Source organism: Rhizobium oryzihabitans, assembly GCF_010669145.1.
In the GTDB taxonomy this organism is placed as follows: Bacteria; Pseudomonadota; Alphaproteobacteria; order Rhizobiales; family Rhizobiaceae; genus Agrobacterium; species Agrobacterium oryzihabitans.
In genome coordinates this window covers 116,510-137,607 of record NZ_CP048637.1, presented here as the reverse complement: position 1 = coordinate 137,607, position 21,098 = coordinate 116,510, and the positions used below count along the sequence as shown (strand labels likewise).

Below are 21,098 nucleotides of genomic sequence, written 5' to 3'. Positions count from 1 at the left end.
ATCCAATCACATTCCGGTTGTTGCGGATCTGTCATTTAATTAAACTCAGGCTGGCGGTTTGTGGTTTTTGCATCGGTTCAACACGCCGGGCATATATATGCCCGGTAGAAGCCATAAAATCTGCTGTTAGCTGTCTATTGTTTGACGACGATCCGAGCCTTGTAGGGAACCCTCTCATAGAGGTCGATGACATCCTGATTGATCAGACGGACGCAGCCGGAGGAAACCGATTTGCCGATGGATGACCATTCCTTCGTGCCATGTAGACGATAGAGCGTATCCTGACTGTTCTGGAAGATATAAAGCGCGCGTGCGCCGAGCGGATTGCTTGGTCCCGGTTCCTGTCCACCGTTCTCGACCGAGTATTTTTCCAGTTCGGGTTGCCGTGCAATCATTTCTGCCGGTGGTTTCCAGCGCGGCCATTTCTGCCGCCACTGGATGATGCCTTCGCCTTGCCAGGCGAAACCGGCGCGGCCGAGACCAACACCATAACGCATGGCCGTGCCACCTGGTTCGACGACATAAAGGAACTTCGATGGCGTATCTACGACGACCGTTCCCGCAGGTTCGCCTGTCGGATCTTCGACGCGCTGACGGTAAAACTTGGGATCGATCTGCTGAAACGGTACGGCTGGCAGCTTGTGGCCGCCATCTTCGAGGCCCGCGTAGCGTGTGATCATTTCGGCTTCGCCTGGCGGGCCGATCGGCCTGCGGGCAATGGCCGGTGTCGGAGCAGGCTGATTTACCGTCGCACATCCCGCCAGCATCGTGGTCAGGGAAGCGGCTCCCAGCAGGAAGCCCCGGCGTTTAAGCTGTTTATCATCGAATAGCATTCAAGTCCCCGTGATTTGCAATTTCAGTTATTGAGAGAGGGTTGGTGTTGGCCGCCACGGCAGGCCGCAAACATGTCCAGATCACGCTCGTAAACGCTGGTGGATACATTCATCATGCCGAGAAGACTGGAAAACAGGTTGTCGTGCGAAAATGTGTTTTCGCGTCTTTGTTGCTGGCAGCGGATATCAAGCCCCATCGAGGCTGCGAACTCCGGGCTGAACCAGGTTAGCAGTGGAATGCGTGTCTGTTCGTCGGGCGCTATAAAATAGGGCGTGCCGTGCAAATAGAGGCCATTTTCCCCCAGCGATTCCCCGTGGTCGGAGACGTAGAGCATACCTGTCGCCAGCGTATCGGTCCGGGCTTTCAGGCGGTCGATGATGCCGGACAGGACGAAATCGGTGTAAAGGATGGCATTGTCATAGGCATTAACGATTTCTTGGTCCTTGCATTTCGCCAGCTCGGTGGTCGTGCACTCGGGCACGAATTTACGGAACGCCTCAGGATACCGCTTGTAATAGGCCGGGCCATGATTGCCCATTTGATGGAAGACGAGGACGCTGTCCTGCTTCACGTTTGAGAGCCACTCATCAATCTTTTCGAGAACGATCTCGTCGTCGCAGGTGCCATCGGCACAGAAGCGTGGATCGTTGGAATTGTAAATATTGACGACGCGAACCCGGTCCGCAACGCCCTTGCTGCCGGTGTTGTTTTCGATCCACGTCATGTCGATGCCTGCCCGTCTGAGAACATCGACCGCCGTTTCATTCTCTAATCCTCCAGCATGGGTGTAGCCCGAACGTTTCAGATTGGAGAACATGCACGGCAGGGAGACGTCGGTTGCCGTGCCGCAGCTGGCGAAATTGGAGTAATAGGTGACGTCCTGTTTTTTCAGAAGCGGATTGGTTTCGCGTTCATAGAAACCGAGAGAGAAATTAGCACCGCGCGCCGTTTCCCCAACGACGATGACAGCAACGCGTAGCTTGCTTAAGCCGTCCACCGGAGTGGTCACGGTTGCATCCTCACCCAGCGGCTTGACGACAACGTTTCTTTCATTTCCTGTCGCCAGAGCCACTTTGGCGATAGAGACGAGAGGTGTAACCGGATTGAGGGTTTTCGCCAGTTCACGCTTGGTCCGTATAACGGCTGAATAAGGCTTGTAGTAAAGCGCTCCGCTACCGGCGATGATTGCAATGCAGGAAGCCGTGATGCCAACATTCCACAACACGACGCGTTCGGCGGATGGAAATCTGACCCGAACCCACAAGATGAGGAGAGAGGGAATAACGGCAACGAGAAGCATGTGCCGGAAGTAACCGGCAGTCAGCAGGTCCCCGGCCTCGGCAGAGGTCGTTTCAAAAACGTTGCGCACCATATCCGTATCGATCAACACGCCGAGATTGTCGATGAACCAGGACGCGCCTCCAGCCAGCAAGACAAGCAACACAAGCACTGGCTTGAAGAGATATTTGACAGCTGAAAGAATCGTCAGGACAAAAAACAACGCAACTATGACGAGATTGAGCGCCAAGAATGCGCCCATCTCGTCCGCCAGATAACGCCCGGCCTTTTCCCAGAATGTCGCGTTTGAAAACGCCCAGAAACATAAGGCTGCCAAAAGTGCGAGCAGACGGTAGTCTAGCGACGGGCGATAAGTTTTAAAGAACCTCAATCTGGCTCCCTTGCCGCAACGTCACGAGATGAGGTGCGTTGCCTTGAATTTAAGAGTTAAGATTTAATTTCCCGCGGACTGTACAGGTCTCCAAGACCTCGAGGTCTCATGGGGATCGGCAAGCGCCGCATCCGGCCGGCTGACGGGATACTTGATGCCCGATACCGCCTCCGCCATCTTTGTCGCTCCCTGTTTCTTCAACAGTGAGCGGAAGCTCGGATGCATACCGCCATCGACATAGGCGAGGGCCGCGACGGAGGAAGAGGCCGACAAGGCCGTTTCGGCTTTCTGGCGCTCGGTATCGAGTTGCGCAACGAGACTTGCTGCATTCTGCGACACGCCTGCCGGGCAGGCGGCGAGAGGATCTCTGGGTTCCCCGCCCGTGAACTCGGTGTTGAACACGTAACGCCGGTCGCAGACGGAAACTTTCGGCTGACGGCGCGTCACCGCGAATATGTCGTACCCTTCCTTCAAGGTCCGCCAGAAGGGCATATTCGGATCGTCGCGGTGACGCGCCATGTTCTCGGCCGTCATTCGAAATGGATAGGCCTGAACCTGAAAGCGGTCCTGTCCGCTTCGCAAAGCCTCCTGCACGATCGCATAGATCTCTCCAACGCCCTGATCCGTCATGGCGTAGCAGCCGGAAGACGAGCACGCGCCATGCACCATCAGCGCATCGCCGGTATAGCCAAGCGCCGATTCCAGACGGTTCGGATAGCCGAGATTGAAAGAGACATAATATTGCGACTTAGGATTCAGCATTCCAGCGGAGACATGGTAGAAACCTTCCGGCGCCTGCCGGTCTCCGTCGCTTTTCTTGGGGCCGAGTTTGCCGGACCAGCGGCACATCGGGTAGGTCTTCAGGAGCGCATAATTGCCTGTGCGGTCGATCTTCCAGACCTCCAGCTCACTTTCCTTCTTGAAAATGCGAACCAGCACAGGGCTTGCGGGCGTCATGCCCTTTTTCGACATGTCCGCGATGACCGCGCCTGACAATTTCGGCGGCTCTGAGGAAAGCTCGGAGAGGCCCATGTCCATCGCAACACAACCCGACATGAGCATGCCGGCGAGAGCGAGCGCCGCCAGCCGCGGAAGGCGGCAGACAGCGTCGTAGCGGCGAAGACAGACACGGCTGAATTTCGATGTAGGCATGAGTGTGGCTTATTCCGCGTTCTGGCCGTCGTGATTATGACCGTCGTCACTTGCCGCCGGCAATGCGACGTCTGGTACCAGCTTTTCCACCTTGGCGCTGGACCGCAAGCCCGTGACGATCCGGCGAATTTCTGCCGTCTCTAGAGATTGACGGATTTGCGGCGCAACGGTTTCGAACGAAGGGGGAGGTGTGTTTCTCATTTCGTCCAGCCGCACAACATGGAAGCCGAACGCTGTCTCGACCGGCGTTTTTGCGAAATCGCCCGGCTTAAGCCCATCAAGTGCTGTGTTGATTTCCGCTGGCAGTGCCTGGCGGGGACGAAAACCCAGATCGCCACCCTTGCTGCCGGTGACCGTATCGGTTGAGCGGCTGGCGGCCAATGTTTTGAAGCTTTCGCCTGCGGTCAGCGCCGCGATGACTGCGGTCGCGTCCTCGCGGCTTTTCAGCAGGATATGGCTGAGTTTGATTTCCTCTGAGGGCGGAATTGCCGCGACCTGCTGATCGTAGATCTTGCGTATCGCTGCATCGGAGACGGCCTTGTCGAGCTGCTGCGATAGATAGGTCGAACGCAGTGCCTGTTCGGACAGAAAGTTCAGCTGCCGTTGATATTCCGGGTCTTTATCTATCCCTGCTTTGCGCGCGGCCTCAGCAAGCAGCTTGATGTCGACCAGCGCATCGACCACGGCAGAGGTGCGGGCTTCGGGGGATATGTTGGGAGCCGGGTCACCGAAGAGGGGTGCGGCGAAGGCGACGTCCGATTGGGTGATTTCGGCGCCATTTACACGCGCCGCCACATCTTTTGCCGTATCCTGTGAAAAAGCGGTGGTGGCACAAAGAAGCGCAATGGTGGTGATGATGAATGCGTGACGCGGATGGTGGATCATTTCCCGGCTTCCTTGAGAAGAGGCTCAACGATCGAGCGGAATTCATCGACCGGAATGACGCCTTCATACTTATTCCCGTTGATGAAGAACGTGGGTGTGGAAGTGACGCCAAGCTCCCGGCCCGTCGCTGCGATCTTGTTAACGTTGTCCAGCAAGGCCTGATCGGCAAGACAGGCCTCAAGCTGCTTTTCGTCCAGGCCGGTCATGGAAAGTGCGGACAGGAAACCCTGCTTGCCGTCGGATGCACGCGCCCATGTCGACTGGCTGCGAAACATCAGGTCGACCGTCGCGTACCATTTGTCATCCCCCACGCATCGGGCCAGCATGAAGGCTGCCGTCGAGCGCGGGTCAAACGGAAACTCGCGGATGATGAAGCGCACCTTGCCTGTATCGACGAACTCTTTTTTGAGCGTGGGCCAGATGTTGATGTGAAAATTCGCACAGTGCCCACAGGTCATCGAGGCATATTCGATGACCGTCACCGGCGCATCCGCTGCTCCGAATATGCGTTCGGGAAGCGGGCCGGGATCCATCAGTCCAACCGGTGCGCTCTGCGCCTCAGCCTTGCGGTTGTAAAACAAAGGCGCTGTGATTGCCGTAACCGTTGCCCCGATCATTATCTGTCTGCGCTGCATGTGCTCTCCCGACTGCAAATCGCGCGCAAGATAAAACCTCTAGTAGCTTGAGCTGCAAGAGGCGCAATGCAGATTTTGAGCGACAGCGGCATCACATTCCGCTGATCGCCATAGTCATGGCCTGAATTTTAGGTATTTGATCCCTCTGCTTTCACGAGCGAGCCAGGTGGATCGACCTGAACCGTGACGTGATCGATCGCGTAGCGCTCTTTCAGCCAGCCTGCCACCAGCTGGGGAAGCGATAGCGGATCGGTATTTTCAGCCGGAGTGACGTGGATCGTCGCCACGATGGTATCGTCCGTCAGCGTCCAGGCGTGAAAATGTCCAGCTTCGGATATCTCGGTCAGCGCAGCCAGACCCGTTTCGACACTTCGGGCCTTGATGCCGCGGGGAACAGCTTGCATCAGAACAGTGATCGAATCCGTCACCAGACCCCATGCCGAGCGGACGACGAGAACGGCAACGAGAACTGAGAGCAAGGGATCGAGGATGGTCCAGCCGGTCAGCATGATGCCGACCGCTGCTGCAATTGCACCTACAGATCCAAGCAGGTCGCCGATGACGTGGAGGAATGCGCCGCGCAGATTTGCGTCGCCCTTGTTGCCGGACCATAGCACCCAAGCGCCTGCAAGATTGACGAGCAGCCCAATGACGGCAACGATCAGCATCGGTCCTGCCATGACGTCGACCGGCTGGTTGATGCGGTTTATGGCCTCCCAGGCTATCCAAAGGACCAGAAGCAGAAGGGTCGCACCGTTCGCTAGCGCGGCCAGCACGCGCACGCGGTGATAGCCATAAGTGCGCGTGGCATCGGCTGGCCGTCGCGCCATGCGGTATGCGATCAAGGCCAGCAGCAGGGCTGCAGCGTCAGACAGCATGTGCCCGGAATCGGCGATCAGCGCGAGTGAACCAGACAGCCAGCCTCCCGCTGCCTGAATGGCTGCGTAACAGATAGTGAAGATGAAGACAAAGCGGATACGCCGTTCGTTGTCATTTGTCACGACCTGTGCGTGGTCATGCTCATGATCGTCACCCGGCTCGTGCCGGTGTTCGTTGGCTACGCTCATGGTTGTTCCATCCGTTGTGTTCAGTAGCTCGGAACGTAGGGTGCTGCTCCCCTGTTCGCAATGGCGGCTCGGCAACAGTTACGACAACCAGGCCTGTCGCAAATTTTTATGGTTGACCGGCTGTTGAACAGGAATGGAGAAATTCCGCTCCCAGTTTAGCTGAGCATATAAATGCCGTTGCCGAGATGTCAATCGGCGTCGTAACGGGGCTCTGACTCACTTTTGATGAAATCAAGTGCTGGCTGATGTTGGTTTCACGCAAGGAATCAATACCATGGGCCATTCGCTCAGATCGTCGACGCTCGTCCCTCGCGGTTTTATAGTCGACAATACAGCCATTGATGACGACGTCATGTTGATCGCAGTCCGGCCGACTAGCAAAGCAAGCTTTTGCCCAATCTGTGGAACAAGGTCGGAACGAATCCACAGTCGATATCAACGACGCCTGGCTGACCTGCCCTTGGTGGGAAAGCCCGTTCGGCTTGTCATTGAAGCGCGCCGGTTCCACTGCGATGCACTGCTATGCGGTCGGCGAATCTTCGCCGAGCGCTTCGACGGAGACATTCTCGCGCCTTCGGCGCGGCGAACCGCCAGGCTTGACCACATCGTCCATCATCTCGGACTTGCATTGGGTGGCAGGCCAGCGGCCACCTTTGCCAAAAGGCTGATGTTGCCGGTCAGCAACGATACGCTGCTGCGCGTCGTGCGGCGACGCGGCAGTCCGCGCTTTGTCCCACCCACCGTGATCGGTATCGACGACTGGGCGTGGCGACGAAATCAACGCTATGGGACCATCATCTGCGATCTGGAACGGCGCAAAACCATTGCTCTCCTGCCGGATCGGGAGCCGTCGACGGCCCAGGCCTGGCTCTCGGACCAACCTCAGATCAGCATCGTCGCTCGCGACCGCGGCGGTGGTTACGCGACGGCTGCAGCCAAGGCGTTGCCACACGCCACCCAGGTCGCTGACCGCTGGCACTTAATGGAGAACGCCAGCCGGGCATTCCTCGATGCGGTGCGCAAATCGATGCGCCAGATCCGAACTGCGATCGGAGCGGCCACGATCAACCCCGAACTGCTGACGGCCGCCGAGAGGATCCAGTACGAGGGATATCTTCGACGGGAAGACACCAACGCCGCAATTCTCGACATGGGGCTCCGTGGGCATTTCTACATTAATACACGCTAAGGGAATTTGAAGTTGTTTGGATTGAAGCGGTTAGCCCGGATTGGCCTGAAGCGTTCGAGGGGTCGGTCAATTTCGTTCCAGAGGTAGTCGCCGGTGAGCGCGATATGCGCCCATGGTAGTGGTGCGACCTGGGAGAGCAGCTCGTCCGGAATGATAATACCCTGACTGCTGATATAATCGACAGCACGGCTGAGATAGACAGTGTTCCACAGGATGATGGCGTTGACGACGAGGTTAAGACCGGACGCGCGGTAAGCCATGGTTTCGGCGACGCGGTTGCGCAATTCGCCGAGCTGGTGGAGGAAGATGGCGCGTGCGAGAGCATGACGGCTTTCACCCTTGTTGAGGATCGCATGCGATCTGCGGCGCAGTTTCGTATCGAGCAGCCAGTCGCAGATGAAGATCGAGCGTTCTATCCGGCCCATTTCGCGCAGGGCCTGGTTCAGCCGGTTTTGTCGCGGCGACGCTGCCAGCTTCTTGAGGATGACGGAAGGCGGCACCAAACCTGCAGCGATCGAAGCCTTCAGCCGCAAGACCTCATCCCAGTGGTGCTCGACGACATCCATGTTGACGGTTCCAGCGATCAGCGCGTCGAGCGGTTCGTAAGCCGGATCGCGATCAATGACAAAGAGCCTGCGATTGCCGAGATTGCGGATACGGGGAATGAGCCTGTAGCCAAAGGCGTGGAACATGGAGAACGTCGTTTCGGTGGCGCCAGCGGTATCGGTTGCGTGCTCATAGATTTCGACGGAGCTTTCGTTGTGAAGGAGGCCGTCGAGAACGTAGGGGGCTTCGCCCTCGGATGCCTGGATCATGCGGGAGAAGAAGGAAGCAAAACGGTTGGACAGGAAGCCATAGATCGACGCCCCCGGTCGCTTGCCGTATTTTGCATTGTAGTCGAGGCTGGCTTCGCCACGCCCGCCAGCCGGAAAGAACTGTCCGTCCGAGGAGGAGATATGGCCGTCACCCCAGATCGCGGCAAAGGGATGGGCCTGCTGCGCATCGACCAGCACGGCGGTCGCCGTGGCGTAGGTTTCCGATCGCATATGCCTGTCCACCATCAGCATCATCTGGTGGATCGTGACGCCGCGTGAGCTTTCCGCCATACGTTCGGCTCCGGCATTGGTGGCGTCGGCAAGGATCGCTGCCATCAGCGCTGCCTCGTCGTTTGCCGTCTCACCGGTACGATAATGCGTGAAGCTGTCGAGGAATTTGGTCCAGCTTTGCACCTCGGCAAGCAGGCTGGTGATCCTGATCCGTGGCACCAGAACATATAGTCGGCGGCTGAGCGCGACGATGCTGTCGCGCTCCTCCTCGCGGATCGGCGAGATCGACAGGCCCTTGTCGGAAATCGCTGCATCCGGAATAGCATTGGCAGCCGCCGCCTTTGCCAGCTCTTTCAGCTTCGCATCGAGCGTGGCGGTCCGTTCTGCTCGCCATTCGGCAAAGCTGTCGGGGAGTGCGAGCCCGAGCCGCCCCTCGGCGCGCATCAGCTCGAAGATCGGCCGAGGCAGAAGATAATCCTCGAAACTGCGCCATGCCCGGCTGCCTTCGACCCAGATGTCACCGGCCCTCAGACGCTCTCGCAGGTGAACGAGGACCGCCACTTCCCAGGCGCGCAGGTCGATATCGGCACTGTTCGGGCGCACGCAGCGTCGCCATTTGCGGGTCAGAAAGGCGAGCGGCACCTGCGCCGGCAATTTCCGGCCGCCATAGAGCGCGCGCAGATGGTCCACTGCTACAAGGATCGGATCATCAGCACGAAACGACCGGAACGAGAACGTGCGGAACATCAGTCTGCCCAGCTTGCGCAACGATTTGTGCCGCTTGATGAGCTCGTCGAATTCGTTACTGCGATCAGGGTGGACGACAGATCTGGCTGCCGCCATGCTGGCGACCAATCCGTCCCAGCCGAGGGAGGCTGCGATCGCCGATGCAAGATCGGTTTTGCTCGCACGAGCGGCCAGAAGCGCCTCGCCGAGCTTGAGATGCTCAAGCGCCACCCCATCAAGAACCTCGGCCTCTTTTAGCCGGCGTTCCGTGCGGCTGATCTCGGCCTTGCGGCGGTTGCTCCCAATCATTTTGCAGAACATGTCGATCGTCAGGTCGGTGATCGACGCCTGTCTCTCGATGACGAAGGCGGCCAGCGTGGCGTAGCGACGTTCGGATGTCAGGCGTCGTATCTCCCGGGCATGCAGAATGCGTGCATCCCTGGCGATGATGCCGTAGCGATTGGCATGGATCGTCTTGCGACGGTCGTCGGGAATGGCGGCTGAGCGCAATACCTCGAGGCGGGCGATCAAGCCTTTGAGGTTCTTCAGCTTCGCCCCTTCAGGTGCTTCCGCAATCCAGCCAAGGTGGCTCCGATCGCCGGCCCGCTCAGCGAGGAGCTGATCAAGCGCCTCGATCGAAGGCTGCTCCAGATCCCGGATCAATTCGCGATAGGCTTGTCGACGCGCCGCCGCCCGGCCGGCCAGTGCCAGACGGATCAGCAGCTCCGGCATAGGAACGAGCAACTTTCGTTCCTTCAAGGCTTCGATCACGGCCTTGGCGATCGGCGCACCTTGTTCAGTGGCCGCCGCCTCGCGTGCCGCCGCCGTTATCAACTCGCGATAGTCACTCGTCCGGACAGGCTGAAGCTCCAGTGCAGAGACGATCTCGCGCGCGTGTTCCCGGCGCGTTTCGTCGCGCTGGGCGTAGAACTCGAACACTGCAGGGTCGATGCCCAGCTGGTCGGCGACAACAGAGACAACCGCCTGAGGTGGAACTTCGCCTATTCGCAGCAGACGGCCCAGATCACGCACCAGTGCGAGTTGGATCGCAAAGCCAAGCCGATTATGCGACCGGCGATGTTCCTTGACGAAGACAATATCCTCGGAAGTCAGTGCATAGCGCGCTTGCGCATCTTCATAAGCTTCGGGTGGTTCGAATAAAACGGCACGCGATTGCTCATCGAGAAACGCCATCAGCCACGGTCACTCGTCAAACTACGGTTTCGGGCGTGCCGGTCTTGCCGGGGCCTGTCCATCCAGTCCGCTTCAACGTGTCGATCAAGGTCGAGCGCGCCACCTTGAACGTCCGGCACACGGACGCCTTGCTGGCGCCAGCTTCCAAAGCAGCTAGAACCTGCTCGACCTTTTCCGCATCGATCGTTGGAGGTCTCCCGCCCTTACGGCCACGTCGGCGAGCCGCCGCCAGGCCGGCATTGACCCGCTCGGTGATCAGCACTCTCTCGTATTCTGCAAGCGAGCCGAACAGGTTGAACAGAAACGCGCCGTGCGAATTCGTGGTGTCGATCGCCTCCGTGAGAGATCGGAAGGCGACACCACGTTCCTTCAAATCCTCGACGATACGGATCAAGTGGGAGAGTGACCGGCCTAACCGATCTATCTTCCAGACGACCAGGACATCGCCTTCGCGCAATTCGCCGAGGCATGCCTTCAGACCCGGCCGGTCATCACGCGCTCCGGAAGCGCGATCCTGATGGAGATGGCGCTCATCGACCCCGGCCGCGAGCAGGGCATCGCGCTGCAAGGCAACCGACTGGCGCTCGTCACTACTCGATACCCGCATGTAACCGATCAACATGTGCGACAAACCTCAAATCAGGTGTTGCCGCACAGCCTAACATTCCGACAGGGTTTGTCGCGCAAAAAATGGCCCTATTGCGTGGCCAGTTTGCCCCGCGATCACGGTGAGCGGAAATCATGTGTTTCCCGTCACCTGCAAAATGCCCTTAGCGTGTATTAATGTAGAAATGACCACAGAGCCCCATATTGCGCCGGCAGATAGGCAATCAGATCATCGTCCTTGCGGGGACGAGATGCTGCCTTCGCAGCCGCGGTTGCCCGCATCAACTGCTCCCAGCCGCCGACTGCATTGACCGCCTCATCGAGCGAAAGGTCGGTTTCTCGCCTGGCAGCGATCGCCTCACCGAAGCCCACGAAGAAATCCAGCGCCGATGTCGCCGAGGTGGCGGTTTCCAGCAGTCGTTTGTCGCGCTCTGCCTCGGCCCGCCGAAACGCCTTGCCGATCAGGACTTCGAACATGGCGATTGCGGCATCCGTGAGCGCGATTTCCATCTCCAGAAGGAAAGCTGCGAGCGTAGCATATCGGCGGCCGGGCCGCATTTGCTCGAAGTTCTGGGCGGTCAGGCGCCGGCCCTCTTGTGCCATGCGGCTCACCCGATGGGCGGGGACGGCCTGAAGCACATCACTTGAAAGGCCAACGTGGCGCACGGCCTCAAGCCGATCGATCAGACCCCGCATCGCTGCGTCTCCAGCCTTTCCGGCAGGTTCACGTAACCAGGAGACCCCGCTCTGGCGGACGCGTGGACCAATACCGAGCAGCGCTTCCATTCTGACGATGATGTCGGGCGTCAGCCTTCCGGCAACATCGGCAAACAGCGCCTCCTCAGCCTCGGTGCATGCCTGTCCGGCCATCCGTTCGATCACGGTGATGCCGGGAATGACGATACGCCGCCGGCGCATCTCATCGGCGAGAGCGGCGACGACGAATTTGTCCTTGGTCGAGGCGATCGCCACGCCGCGCGCGAAGGCAAGCAGATCGGTGCGCAACGGGTGGCTCAGCTCGCTGAACCCGTAGTGTTGGCGGAGGACGGTCAGTTGTTCGTAGCGTGTGGGCGCTCTTCGTGCGAAGCTGGCAAGTGCATTCGGCTCGATGCGGAGTTGCTCGGCAAGGAAGGTGAGCGCGCTTTCCGGGATGACCTCTCCGCGCTGGATGAGACGGCCGGGATAACGGAGCGCACAAAGCTGAAGGGCCAAGCCAAGACGGGTATCGTCGCGACGGCGCGTTTCCAGAAGACGATGGTCCTCATCATCAAGGCTCCAATGGCGGATCAGGGTGTCGTCGTCGCTGGGCAGGGCAAGGAAATTCTGCCGTTCGGCATCCGTCAAAATCATGCGGCGAGGCATCGGCGCTCCATATGTCACAAAAAGACTGGAGATAACCGTTCGCGGAGCTTACTTTGCAAGACGGGTTATGTGACAATCTACAGGCTTTGGCGCGGCCAAATCGAAATTGTCACGCAGACGGACGAATAAATGACAGCTCTGATCGGATATGCGCGAGTGTCGAAAGCCGACGGCAGCCAGGTCCATGACCTTCAGCGTGACGCGCTGGCACAGGCTGGTGTCGACGCCAACAATGTCTATGAGGATGCCGCGTCAGGAAAGAAAGAGGACCGTCCAGGTCTCACCGCCTGCCTGAAGGCGCTGCGTCGCGGTGACACGCTTGTCGTCTGGAAGCTCGATCGACTCGGCCGCGATCTCCGCCACCTCGTCAATCTGGTCGATGATCTGACCCAACGGCATATCGGCCTCAAGGTTCTGGCAGGTGAAGGGGCGTCGATCGACACCTCGACGGCGAATGGCCGGCTGGTGTTCGGCATATTCGCGGCGCTGGCTGAGTTCGAGCGGGCATTGATCATTGAGCGCACCAAAGCTGGTCTCGCCGCCGCACGCGCACGTGGCCGGAACGGCGGAGCGCCCTTCAAAATGACGCCGGCGAAGCTGCGCCTTGCTCAGGCAGCAATGGGGAAGCCGGAAACCAAGGTGGCCGATCTTTGCGCCGAACTCGGTATCACACGACAGACGCTCTACCGGTTTGTCGATCCTAAGGGCGCGCTGCGCACCGATGGAGAGCGGCTGCTTATGCGGAAGGCAAAGAAATGAAACGAGTCCTCATCGTCGGTTGTCCGGGCGCCGGGAAATCCACACTCGCCAAAGAACTGGCCGAAGCGACCCGCTTGCCCGTCGTCCACCTCGATAGACATTACTGGCAGCCGGGCTGGCAAAGGCCGGATAGCGCATCATGGCAGAAAACCGTCGAAAAGCTTGCGGCGCAATCTGAATGGATTATGGACGGGAATTATAGCGGCACGCTTGAGCAGCGATTGGCATCTGCGGACACGCTTATCCATCTCGATTACACAACATCGTTATGCCTGTGGCGAGTTATTCGACGAACGGTATCCGGTTTGGGCCGAAATCGCGGTGATCAGCTCGCGCCGGGATGTCCTGAACGCTTTGATTGGGCCTTCTTCCGATTTGTGATCAATTACCGAAAGGAGCAACGACAGCGCGACCTTGCTCGAATGGAAGGATTTGCCGGTCGGGTGTTCCGGTTCACCTCGCCAGCCGAACTGTTGGGCTTCGTAGCTGCCATCAAGAAGGCTGCGCAAAAGGCGTGAAATCGGCCTACCGTATATCTGTGCCCCTTTAATGTTCAGGGGCCATTTCAGCCCGCAAATCATCGTGTCGGTCGTCCTGGTTGACCGGAAACGGCTGATTTTCCGGTCTTTTGAGCAGATTTCGGCGAGGTTCGGCGGAACCGGGGCTGCCCCGTGGACTACTAACAGCGCCCCTCCTCTGCCGACGCAGAATTCTCCATCGTCCTTCCGCCTACGCGGACTTTGAGACCCCTCCCCTCCTCCGATCTCCTTATTTTCTGGCATTTCCGTCGTAGATGACCGCCAGAGCGCGTTCCACGCACGTTACGGTCGGATGGCGTTCGACGTCATTTTTTGAGTCTGGCGGGGCTGCTTTTGCACCATAAAACACGCTTGCAACTGATTATTTTCTCACGCATTCATTATCTGTACAGAGCACCGGAAAAATGGGCGAGAAACCATGGCAAAACGGCAAGCCGCCAAACCGTCGCCGGCCACCAGACGTCTTATCGGTTATGCACGCGTCTCCACCGACGATCAGGTCCATGACGCACAGATGGACGAGTTGCGCGCGGCCGGCTGCGAGCGGATCTTTCAGGAGCACGGATCCGGCGCATCACGGGCCCGGCCGGTTCTGACCAGATTGCTCGGCGAGCTCGCCGCTGGCGACGTGCTCGTCGTCGTCCGTCTGGATCGCCTCGCTCGTTCGGTCAGTCATCTCTTGCAGGTGATCGAGGATCTTGAAGAGCGCGGCGTCCATTTCCGATCGATCCGCGATCCGATTGACACGTCCACGCCGCAAGGCATGTTTTCTCTCCAGGTTCTCGGAGCCGTCGCACAGCTTGAGCGGGCGCTGATCGCAGAACGGACCAAAGCTGGCATCAAGGCGGCAAAGGCGCGTGGCAGGCGACCCGGCAACCCGGGACTTCGAGAGCGGCGGCCGGAAGCGATCAAAGCCGTGTCAAAGGCACGAGAGAAACTCTATCTCGACGAGTTGATCTCGACGGCCCAAACCTGGCTGCCCATGGTGCGACAGCTTCGCCCTCAGCATAGCTGGGACAATGTCGTCCGGGTCCTCAATCGCCGCGGCCACGACTGGACAGTCGAGCGACTGCGACGTGCGATGCATCGCATGGTTCGCGAGAAGCTGGCCGAACCCGAGCTCTTAGCTCGCTCACCCCGCCGTGCGCCAGAAGATCATCTGATGAAGCTCGTTGCGGCGATTGCCATTGCCGATCCAGGCCTGTCGCTGCGCGACATTGCCGCCCAACTGGATCAGATGGGTGAGCGGCCGGTGCGAGGTGGACGCAAATGGCAACCGTCCTCTGTTCGTCATCTGCTGGATGAGGCACATCGGTTCGGTCTCATCCGTCATTGAGATGTTGGATTTCGTTCCCGCGTAGATGCGTGGGAGTATTGCGGCAAAAGGGCGAGAACCGACGCCATCTTGACGAAATAGCCGTGTCCGCTGCTTCTTATGTCGAGAGGTCAATCACGGCGGCCGGCAAGTGCTCTAAACGCGGCGGGACCAGCAAGAACTACTGCGGCAAGAAGGACGGCGCTCCGCCAACCTGCGATGCGCAGAACAAAACCAATTAACGAAGTCCCCGCCAATTCGCCCATTCCCCCACCAAGAAGCATCAGCGAGAGCGGGTTGAGTTGCACCCGAGTGAGGCCCTCAAGAAATGGGCGGAAGTAAATCGAAAGCGCATTCATCCTGATGAAGACATGGCCGGCCGCCTTCGATTCGTTGCAAGCGGGTCGCAGCATTCACCGCGTTCACCCTTCCTGATATGTGCTCTTCAATCTTATCGACTCCATTTTTTTCTAACTTTGCGAACGGAATCATTTGGGGGGAATGAGTTATATCATTGCGAAATAAGAGTTTTTCAGGGTTGACGCTGCTGCCTTCATTTTTGCGTTAAGCTTCTGTTAACCTTAAAGAGCTTGCCCAGCCTTCAGAATCGAGGCTTATTGTAACAGCGGTTGAAAAAGGGTTTTGCCGCATTGAACCGCTGTTACTGATTCTTGGGCCAGATATGAACAAAAATGCTGAAGCGCAGGCACCGTCCAGAGAGACGCTCGTTGGCCTTATAGACCGACATTCGTCGGCTCTTGCTGTTCAGTTGCAAGCTCACCATGTGAGCACGTTCCCGCCGACGGCGCAGAAGGGAATACGTCATTTTCAGCCATCGGAAGCAGCGAAGTTCGTTGGCGTCAAGGAAGTTTATCTTCGTCAGGTCTCCAACGATATCGATGATCTGGAGGTAAGTACGACCCCCGGCGGACGACGCTCCTACTCCGTGGATGATATCGACAAGATCCGCCGACATCTCGACAAGGTCGGTAGAGCGGACCGCAGATACTTGCCCCACCGCCGCGACGGTGAAGACCTCCAAGTTATTTCCGTCATGAACTTCAAGGGCGGCTCCGGCAAAACGACGACGTCCGTCCATCTCGCCCAATATCTTGCGTTAAGGGGTTATCGTATCCTTGCCATCGATCTCGATCCGCAGGCTAGTATGTCCGCCATGTTTGGGCATCAGCCGGAACTCGATGTCCATCCGAATGACACGATGTACGGCGCAATCCGGTACGACGAGGCCCGGCGGTCGGTGAAAGACATCATCCGGAAAACCTACATCCCCGCATTAGATCTTGTTCCTGGAAACCTCGAACTCATGGAGTTCGAGCATGACACGCCTCGCGCGTTGATGAAGCGGCAGGCAGGCGATGTAATGTTCTTCCAACGTCTGAGCGATGCCATCGATGATGTCAGCAATGACTACGATATCGTTATCATCGACTGCCCCCCCAGCTTGGCTACCTAACGCTCTCCGCCCTCACCGCGGCGACTTCGGTGCTCGTGACGGTCCACCCGCAGATGCTGGATGTCATGTCGATGAACCAATTCCTCGCGATGGTTGCTGATCTGCTGCGCGAGGTGGCCGCCGCCGGCGGCAATGTCGATTTTGCTTGGCTGCGTTACCTCATAACCCGCTTTGAACCGTCCGACGGCCCTCAAAATCAGATGGTAGGATATCTTCGGTCTATTTTTGGCGCCCACGTCCTAAACTTCCCGATGCTGAAATCTACGGCCGTCTCCGATGCCGGGCTTACAAACCAAACTTTGTACGAAGTCGAGCGCGGCCAATTCACACGCAGCACCTATGACCGAGCTATCGAGGCGATGAACAGCGTCAATGACGAGATTGAAACCCTGATCAAGAAGGCTTGGGGACGAGCGACATGAGCAGAAAAAACCTCCTGAATCTGATCCAGGTCGATGCAGACATGCCCGTAAAAGCCGCCGCATCCGACAACAAGCTTGTCGGTCAGGTGGCCAACACGATGCGCGAAGAGAAAGCTCGTCAGGCGCGCGCCGACGAAATCGAGCGGCGCCTCGCCGAAGGTCAGGTCGTAATCGACCTTGACACGGCTCTCGTGGAGCCGTCTTTCGTTCGAGACCGCATGCCTGGCGATATCGACGGTCTGCTGTCCTCGATCCGTGCGCAGGGGCAGCAGGTACCGATCCTCGTGCGCCCTCATCCTGATAAGCCGGGACATTATCAGGTCGCCTTCGGCCATCGCCGCCTGCGCGCCGTCCAGGAGCTCGGCCTTCAGGTCAAGGCAGTGATACGCGCCTTGACGGACGAGGAACTGGTGATCGCCCAAGGGCAGGAAAACAATGAACGCGAAGATCTCTCCTACATCGAGAAGTCACGGTTCGCACAGCGGCTCAACGAACGTTTCCCGCGCGAAGTCATCACATCCGCTATGTCGATCGACAAGGCCGAATTGTCGCGCATGCTTTCCGTTGTCGAGGCCATTCCCGCCGATCTGATCGACGCCATCGGGCCTGCTCCAGGCGTTGGCCGGCGAAGCTGGCAAGAGCTCGCAGAGCTGATCCATAAAGCCGAAAGCAAGAACCTTGTGGACTTGGCAAGGTCCGACGAGCTGCAAAGCATGACCTCGCAGGATCGGTTCAAGGCGCTTCTCAACGCCCTCAAACCTCGCCGCCTCGTTCGTGGGCTGCCCGAAGTTCTCTCGACGTCGTCCGGTGAGCGATTGGGCCACGTCAAGCACAGCAAATCTAAAATCGAAATTACCCTCGACAGGAAGGAGGCGGGAGAATTCGCGTCTTTCCTGCTCAATGACGCGGTGGCTCTTTTCGAAGAGCGCCGTGCGAAGTCCGTTGGAAAAAAGGAAGCATAACCGCAAAAGAAAAGAGCCCCCAAAACGTCGCCGTCTCGGAAGCCCTGTTCTCTGTATAAGCACCAGTAGAATCGCATTTTCGGGATTCATCGTCAAGAGTCTAGGCGCCGTTTCGGCGAGCGAATTTCTTTTGCCTGTTTGAAGGTGAAGAACGATGCATACGGAAAGTGTTACGACGCACTTTGGGCGGCGGCCGATGACGCTTGCTCTTGTCAGGCGACAACAGGCGGTCGGCGAAGTATCCAGGAGCAAAGCCGCGGATAAGTGGAAGATCTTTCGCGATGCTTCTGCAGCGATGGAGCCGCTGGGGCTGCAATCGAGCAGCCTGGCTGTCCTGGACGCCCTACTCAGCTTTTACCCCGAAAAGGAACTGCGGGCTGATGCACAGATGGTGGTGTTCCCATCCAACATCCAGCTGTCGCTTCGTGCTCACAGCATGCCAGGATCGACCCTGCGCCGGCATCTGGCTGCACTGGTTGATGCAGGATTGATCATCCGAAAGGACAGTGCCAACGGCAAACGATTCGCACGGAAAGATGCGGGTGGTGATATCGAGAGCGCTTTCGGATTCGATCTGTCACCTTTGTTGGCCCGTGCCGATGAGCTAGCACTGCTGGCCCAACAGGTGACCGCGAGGCGCACAGCATATCGTAATGCCAAGGAGAAACTCACGATCTGCCGGCGCGACACGCGTAAGCTTCTGACGGTAGCGATCGAGGAGGGGGTCGAGGGCGATTGGCAGGCGGCCGAGGACGCTTACGTCCGTCTGGTGGGGAGCCTTCCGAGGTCGCCCACCTTTGCCGAGGTGGAAGACGCGATCGAGAGCATGGAGACGCTGAAGGCGGAAATCCTTAATCGGTTGGAAACAAAAGAAAATGCAAAAAATACTAGCAGCAATGATGCTCAAAATGGGCGCCATATACAGAATTCAAATCCCGAATCCACTATTGTATTTGAACCTCGCTCTGAAAAAGAGCAGGGCGCGAAATCGAGCAAGCCGGCCAAGCCGAGTGAGCCGCTGAAGACCTTCCCCCTCTCCGTTGTTCTGCGGGCCTGCCCGCAAATTTCCGACTACGGACCGAGCGGAACAATCGCGAATTGGCGCGATCTCATGTCCGCCGCTGTCGTGATCCGTTCGATGCTTGGCGTGAGCCCTTCGGCCTATCAAGAGGCATGCGAAGTCATGGGACCCGAAAATGCAGCGGTGGCGATGGCCTGCATCTTCGAGCGGGCAAACCTGATTAACTCCGCCGGTGGCTATTTGCGTGACCTCACAAGACGCGCCGAGCTGTCGGAGTTCTCGCTCGGACCGATGATCATGGCGCTTTTAAAGGCCAATGGAGGGACGGAGCTTAAAACCGGATAACGCCGGCGGTCCTTTCGTGACGATATATTTCGCAACGGATAATTCATGGCGTCCAACCAGGTGATGACGATGGCGTTCGTCTTAATGACCGCGTGCTTCCAGTTCTCCTCTTTCTGGCCGTCGTCTCATCATCGTGGCAGCTTGGAGCGTGGGCTCACGCTCCATTCGACGCGGACGCTAAAATTCTATGGGAACATTTCAGGAGTGGTTTTGAATTGACGTTTATGGCGGGACGTGCCTGAGGAACGAGGATCACGATCATGGCACGCCCAACGCTCGCATTCGGTAAGCATTCAAGCGGTAAGATCCTGCATATCTCCGAGGCTGCTCCTGGCGGCGATTGCCACTGTATCTGTCCAGAGTGTGATTTGCCTCTCGTTGCAAAGAAGGGTCATGTGACGCCGCACTTCGCGCACCACCCGGACGGCGGGGGCGGTACAGCAGGATGCGGAACAACCGGCCAGATGACTGCCCTTCACACGTTTGCGAGAGATCTGTTTCTCAGTGGGGGATACGTTCGGCTTCCGTCAGCGTCGCGCGACGGCCATCGTGCGGTTGATCGCGCGGAGTGTTGATTTCCACTGAGAGCTGACCCGGCATTGGAGTGAACCCCTCGGGCTGGACCACGGGACCCAGAAAAACTGATACACTCTGCGGGCCTCAATCGGAGAAGGCTCATGAAGTCCCGAGGTCCATATCGCCGGCATTCGACGCCGTTCAAGTTGCAGCTTTGCCAGGATATCCGAAACGGCGTCATCGGACGGCGCGACGCACAACGGACATACGGCGTTTCGGCAAACCTCATACAGCTATGGCTGACGCAGTTCGATCGCGGCGATCTGAACGATGAGGAGGCTGAGGCCAGCGTCATTGCCGAGTACGAGGCCCACATTGCGGCGCTTGAACGCAAGGTCGGCCAGCTCACCATGGAGCTGGACCTGGTTAAAAAAACACCGCGCCAGTTGATCGCCGGCGACAGCGGGAGCTCCTCCATCATCACCGGTCCCCGGCCTGCTCTGTCAGACGGGGGTGCAAAATGATCGATCTCCCGAGGAGCACCTACTATTACCGATCAAAGGCAAAAGCTTTAAATCTCGGCGACAGCGAGCTCGTTGCAATCATAGAGGACATCCAGGACGAGCTGCCTTGCTATGGATACCGGCGCGTGACACACGAGCTTCAGCGAAGAGGCCACCTCGTTAATCACAAGCGTGTCGCCCGCGTCATGCGGGCCAATGGCCTCGGTATCAAGCCTCGCAAGCGGTATGTTCGCACGACGGATAGCAACCACGATTCGCCGATTTACCCGAACCTTTATCGCAATGTGATCCCGTCGCGGCCTGATATGGTCTGGGTGGCCGACTTCACGTACATCCGCATCGCCGCTGGCTTCTGCTATCTTGCTGTCATTCTCGACGCCTGCAGCCGGAAAGTCGTCGGCTATGGCCTGTCGAAACGCCTGGATACGCCGCTGGCTTTGGCAGCATTGCGTTCGGCGATCGAGAACAGAAGGCCCCCACGCGGCTGCATTCACCACACGGACCGCGGATGCCAGTACGCAAGTGAGACCTATCGACGAGCGCTCGATGCGGCAGGCTTACAGGGGTCTATGAGCGCCGTCGGCAACCCTTATCACAATGCGCAGGCAGAGAGCTTCATGAAGACCCTGAAAGTCGAGGACGTCTACATCGCCGGCTACGAAACATTCGCGGATGTGGCCGAACGCTTGCCCAGGTTCATTGAGGAGATCTACAATGCCAAGCGGCTGCACTCGGCCCTTGGCTATTTATCGCCAGCAGAATTCGAAACTCAACTCGCCCAGCAGGCGGCTTAGTTTGAAGCGTTTCGATGGTCCAGCCCGAGGGGTTCACTCCAAACATGGGTCAATTCTCAATG

General features: G+C 58.2%; 15 protein-coding genes and 4 pseudogenes. 9 read left to right on the top strand and 10 right to left on the bottom strand.

Annotation, left to right across the window (positions count from 1 at the left end; translation table 11 throughout):
• Positions 1–134: 134 nt before the first annotated feature.
• The 6 genes from G3A56_RS26325 to G3A56_RS26300 form a co-directional block, all read right to left on the bottom strand.
• The gene (locus tag G3A56_RS26325) at positions 135–833 is read right to left on the bottom strand and encodes a L,D-transpeptidase (protein WP_003501207.1); all 699 of its coding nucleotides are present in this window, start codon (positions 831–833) and stop codon (positions 135–137) included.
• A gap of 23 nt (positions 834–856) precedes the next feature.
• Positions 857–2,503: a phosphoethanolamine transferase gene (locus tag G3A56_RS26320; RefSeq protein WP_035226354.1), complete on the bottom strand. Its 1,647-nt coding sequence runs from the start codon at positions 2,501–2,503 to the stop codon at positions 857–859.
• A gap of 63 nt (positions 2,504–2,566) precedes the next feature.
• Positions 2,567–3,565 (bottom strand): L,D-transpeptidase family protein, encoded by a 999-nt coding sequence (locus tag G3A56_RS26315; RefSeq protein ID WP_107341923.1) that lies wholly within the window; start codon positions 3,563–3,565, stop codon positions 2,567–2,569.
• Positions 3,566–3,664: 99 nt separating this feature from the next.
• Positions 3,665–4,540 carry a peptidylprolyl isomerase gene (locus G3A56_RS26310; RefSeq protein WP_003501213.1) on the bottom strand — a complete coding sequence of 292 codons (876 nt, stop codon included), beginning with the start codon at positions 4,538–4,540 and terminating at the stop codon, positions 3,665–3,667.
• On the bottom strand, positions 4,537–5,175 hold the full coding sequence (locus G3A56_RS26305; RefSeq protein WP_035226356.1) for a DsbA family protein: 639 nt from the start codon (positions 5,173–5,175) through the stop codon (positions 4,537–4,539). The genes G3A56_RS26310 and G3A56_RS26305 overlap by 4 nt, the downstream gene beginning before the upstream one ends.
• A gap of 128 nt (positions 5,176–5,303) precedes the next feature.
• Positions 5,304–6,242: a cation diffusion facilitator family transporter gene (locus tag G3A56_RS26300; protein ID WP_003501216.1), complete on the bottom strand. Its 939-nt coding sequence runs from the start codon at positions 6,240–6,242 to the stop codon at positions 5,304–5,306.
• 274 nt (positions 6,243–6,516) lie between these two features.
• Between G3A56_RS26300 and G3A56_RS26295 the strand changes: the two are divergent.
• Positions 6,517–7,386 (top strand): annotated as a pseudogene (locus G3A56_RS26295) (ISL3 family transposase); the annotation flags it as partial.
• Positions 7,387–7,427: 41 nt separating this feature from the next.
• Here the strand turns inward: G3A56_RS26295 and G3A56_RS26290 are convergent.
• The 3 genes and pseudogenes from G3A56_RS26290 to G3A56_RS26280 form a co-directional block, all read right to left on the bottom strand.
• Positions 7,428–10,397, bottom strand: coding sequence for a Tn3 family transposase (locus tag G3A56_RS26290; RefSeq protein ID WP_003501156.1), 2,970 nt, complete (start codon positions 10,395–10,397; stop codon positions 7,428–7,430).
• Between the two features lie 16 nt (positions 10,398–10,413).
• Entirely contained in the window at positions 10,414–11,019 is a 606-nt protein-coding gene (locus G3A56_RS26285) for a recombinase family protein (protein ID WP_003501158.1), read from the bottom strand.
• 167 nt (positions 11,020–11,186) lie between these two features.
• A pseudogene (locus tag G3A56_RS26280) lies at positions 11,187–12,365 on the bottom strand (DUF4158 domain-containing protein); the annotation flags it as partial.
• A gap of 129 nt (positions 12,366–12,494) precedes the next feature.
• Here G3A56_RS26280 and G3A56_RS26275 point away from each other — a divergent pair.
• The 3 genes from G3A56_RS26275 to G3A56_RS26265 all read left to right on the top strand — a co-directional run bounded on the left by G3A56_RS26275 (position 12,495) and on the right by G3A56_RS26265 (position 14,999).
• Positions 12,495–13,124 (top strand): recombinase family protein, encoded by a 630-nt coding sequence (locus tag G3A56_RS26275; RefSeq protein ID WP_082186264.1) that lies wholly within the window; start codon positions 12,495–12,497, stop codon positions 13,122–13,124.
• Positions 13,121–13,642 carry an AAA family ATPase gene (locus G3A56_RS26270; protein ID WP_082186265.1) on the top strand — a complete coding sequence of 174 codons (522 nt, stop codon included), beginning with the start codon at positions 13,121–13,123 and terminating at the stop codon, positions 13,640–13,642. The genes G3A56_RS26275 and G3A56_RS26270 overlap by 4 nt, the downstream gene beginning before the upstream one ends.
• A gap of 439 nt (positions 13,643–14,081) precedes the next feature.
• Positions 14,082–14,999 (top strand): recombinase family protein, encoded by a 918-nt coding sequence (locus tag G3A56_RS26265; protein ID WP_082186266.1) that lies wholly within the window; start codon positions 14,082–14,084, stop codon positions 14,997–14,999.
• Positions 15,000–15,199: 200 nt separating this feature from the next.
• Here the strand turns inward: G3A56_RS26265 and G3A56_RS26260 are convergent.
• A pseudogene (locus tag G3A56_RS26260) lies at positions 15,200–15,346 on the bottom strand (MFS transporter); the annotation flags it as partial.
• A gap of 314 nt (positions 15,347–15,660) precedes the next feature.
• Here G3A56_RS26260 and repA point away from each other — a divergent pair.
• The 5 genes and pseudogenes from repA (at position 15,661) to G3A56_RS26235 (ending at position 21,036) form a co-directional block, all read left to right on the top strand.
• Positions 15,661–16,874: pseudogene (gene repA, locus G3A56_RS26255) on the top strand (plasmid partitioning protein RepA).
• The gene (gene repB / locus G3A56_RS26250) at positions 16,871–17,836 is read left to right on the top strand and encodes a plasmid partitioning protein RepB (RefSeq protein WP_082186269.1); all 966 of its coding nucleotides are present in this window, start codon (positions 16,871–16,873) and stop codon (positions 17,834–17,836) included. Before repA ends, repB begins: the two are co-directional and overlap by 4 nt.
• A gap of 154 nt (positions 17,837–17,990) precedes the next feature.
• Positions 17,991–19,202 (top strand): plasmid replication protein RepC, encoded by a 1,212-nt coding sequence (repC, locus tag G3A56_RS26245; RefSeq protein ID WP_082186270.1) that lies wholly within the window; start codon positions 17,991–17,993, stop codon positions 19,200–19,202.
• Positions 19,203–19,879: 677 nt separating this feature from the next.
• Positions 19,880–20,242, top strand: coding sequence for a transposase (locus tag G3A56_RS26240; RefSeq protein WP_082186271.1), 363 nt, complete (start codon positions 19,880–19,882; stop codon positions 20,240–20,242).
• A complete protein-coding gene (locus G3A56_RS26235) occupies positions 20,239–21,036 on the top strand; it encodes an IS3 family transposase (RefSeq protein WP_082186272.1) in 798 nt (265 codons plus the stop codon). Before G3A56_RS26240 ends, G3A56_RS26235 begins: the two co-directional genes overlap by 4 nt.
• Positions 21,037–21,098: the final 62 nt, after the last annotated feature.

Bases quoted from the DNA above. Each gene is read 5' to 3' on its own strand.
- G3A56_RS26310 (WP_003501213.1), bottom strand. From the start codon at position 4,540: ATGATCCACCATCCGCGTCACGCATTCATCATCACCACCATTGCGCTT.
- G3A56_RS26275 (WP_082186264.1), top strand. From the start codon at position 12,495: ATGACAGCTCTGATCGGATATGCGCGAGTGTCGAAAGCCGACGGCAGC.
- repB (WP_082186269.1), top strand. From the start codon at position 16,871: ATGAGCAGAAAAAACCTCCTGAATCTGATCCAGGTCGATGCAGACATG.
- G3A56_RS26270 (WP_082186265.1), top strand. From the start codon at position 13,121: ATGAAACGAGTCCTCATCGTCGGTTGTCCGGGCGCCGGGAAATCCACA.
- G3A56_RS26325 (WP_003501207.1), bottom strand. From the start codon at position 833: ATGCTATTCGATGATAAACAGCTTAAACGCCGGGGCTTCCTGCTGGGA.
- G3A56_RS26285 (WP_003501158.1), bottom strand. From the start codon at position 11,019: ATGTTGATCGGTTACATGCGGGTATCGAGTAGTGACGAGCGCCAGTCG.
- G3A56_RS26315 (WP_107341923.1), bottom strand. From the start codon at position 3,565: ATGCTCATGTCGGGTTGTGTTGCGATGGACATGGGCCTCTCCGAGCTT.
- G3A56_RS26290 (WP_003501156.1), bottom strand. From the start codon at position 10,397: ATGGCGTTTCTCGATGAGCAATCGCGTGCCGTTTTATTCGAACCACCC.
- G3A56_RS26265 (WP_082186266.1), top strand. From the start codon at position 14,082: ATGGCAAAACGGCAAGCCGCCAAACCGTCGCCGGCCACCAGACGTCTT.
- G3A56_RS26305 (WP_035226356.1), bottom strand. From the start codon at position 5,175: ATGCAGCGCAGACAGATAATGATCGGGGCAACGGTTACGGCAATCACA.
- G3A56_RS26240 (WP_082186271.1), top strand. From the start codon at position 19,880: ATGAAGTCCCGAGGTCCATATCGCCGGCATTCGACGCCGTTCAAGTTG.
- G3A56_RS26300 (WP_003501216.1), bottom strand. From the start codon at position 6,242: ATGAGCGTAGCCAACGAACACCGGCACGAGCCGGGTGACGATCATGAG.
- repC (WP_082186270.1), top strand. From the start codon at position 17,991: ATGCATACGGAAAGTGTTACGACGCACTTTGGGCGGCGGCCGATGACG.
- G3A56_RS26235 (WP_082186272.1), top strand. From the start codon at position 20,239: ATGATCGATCTCCCGAGGAGCACCTACTATTACCGATCAAAGGCAAAA.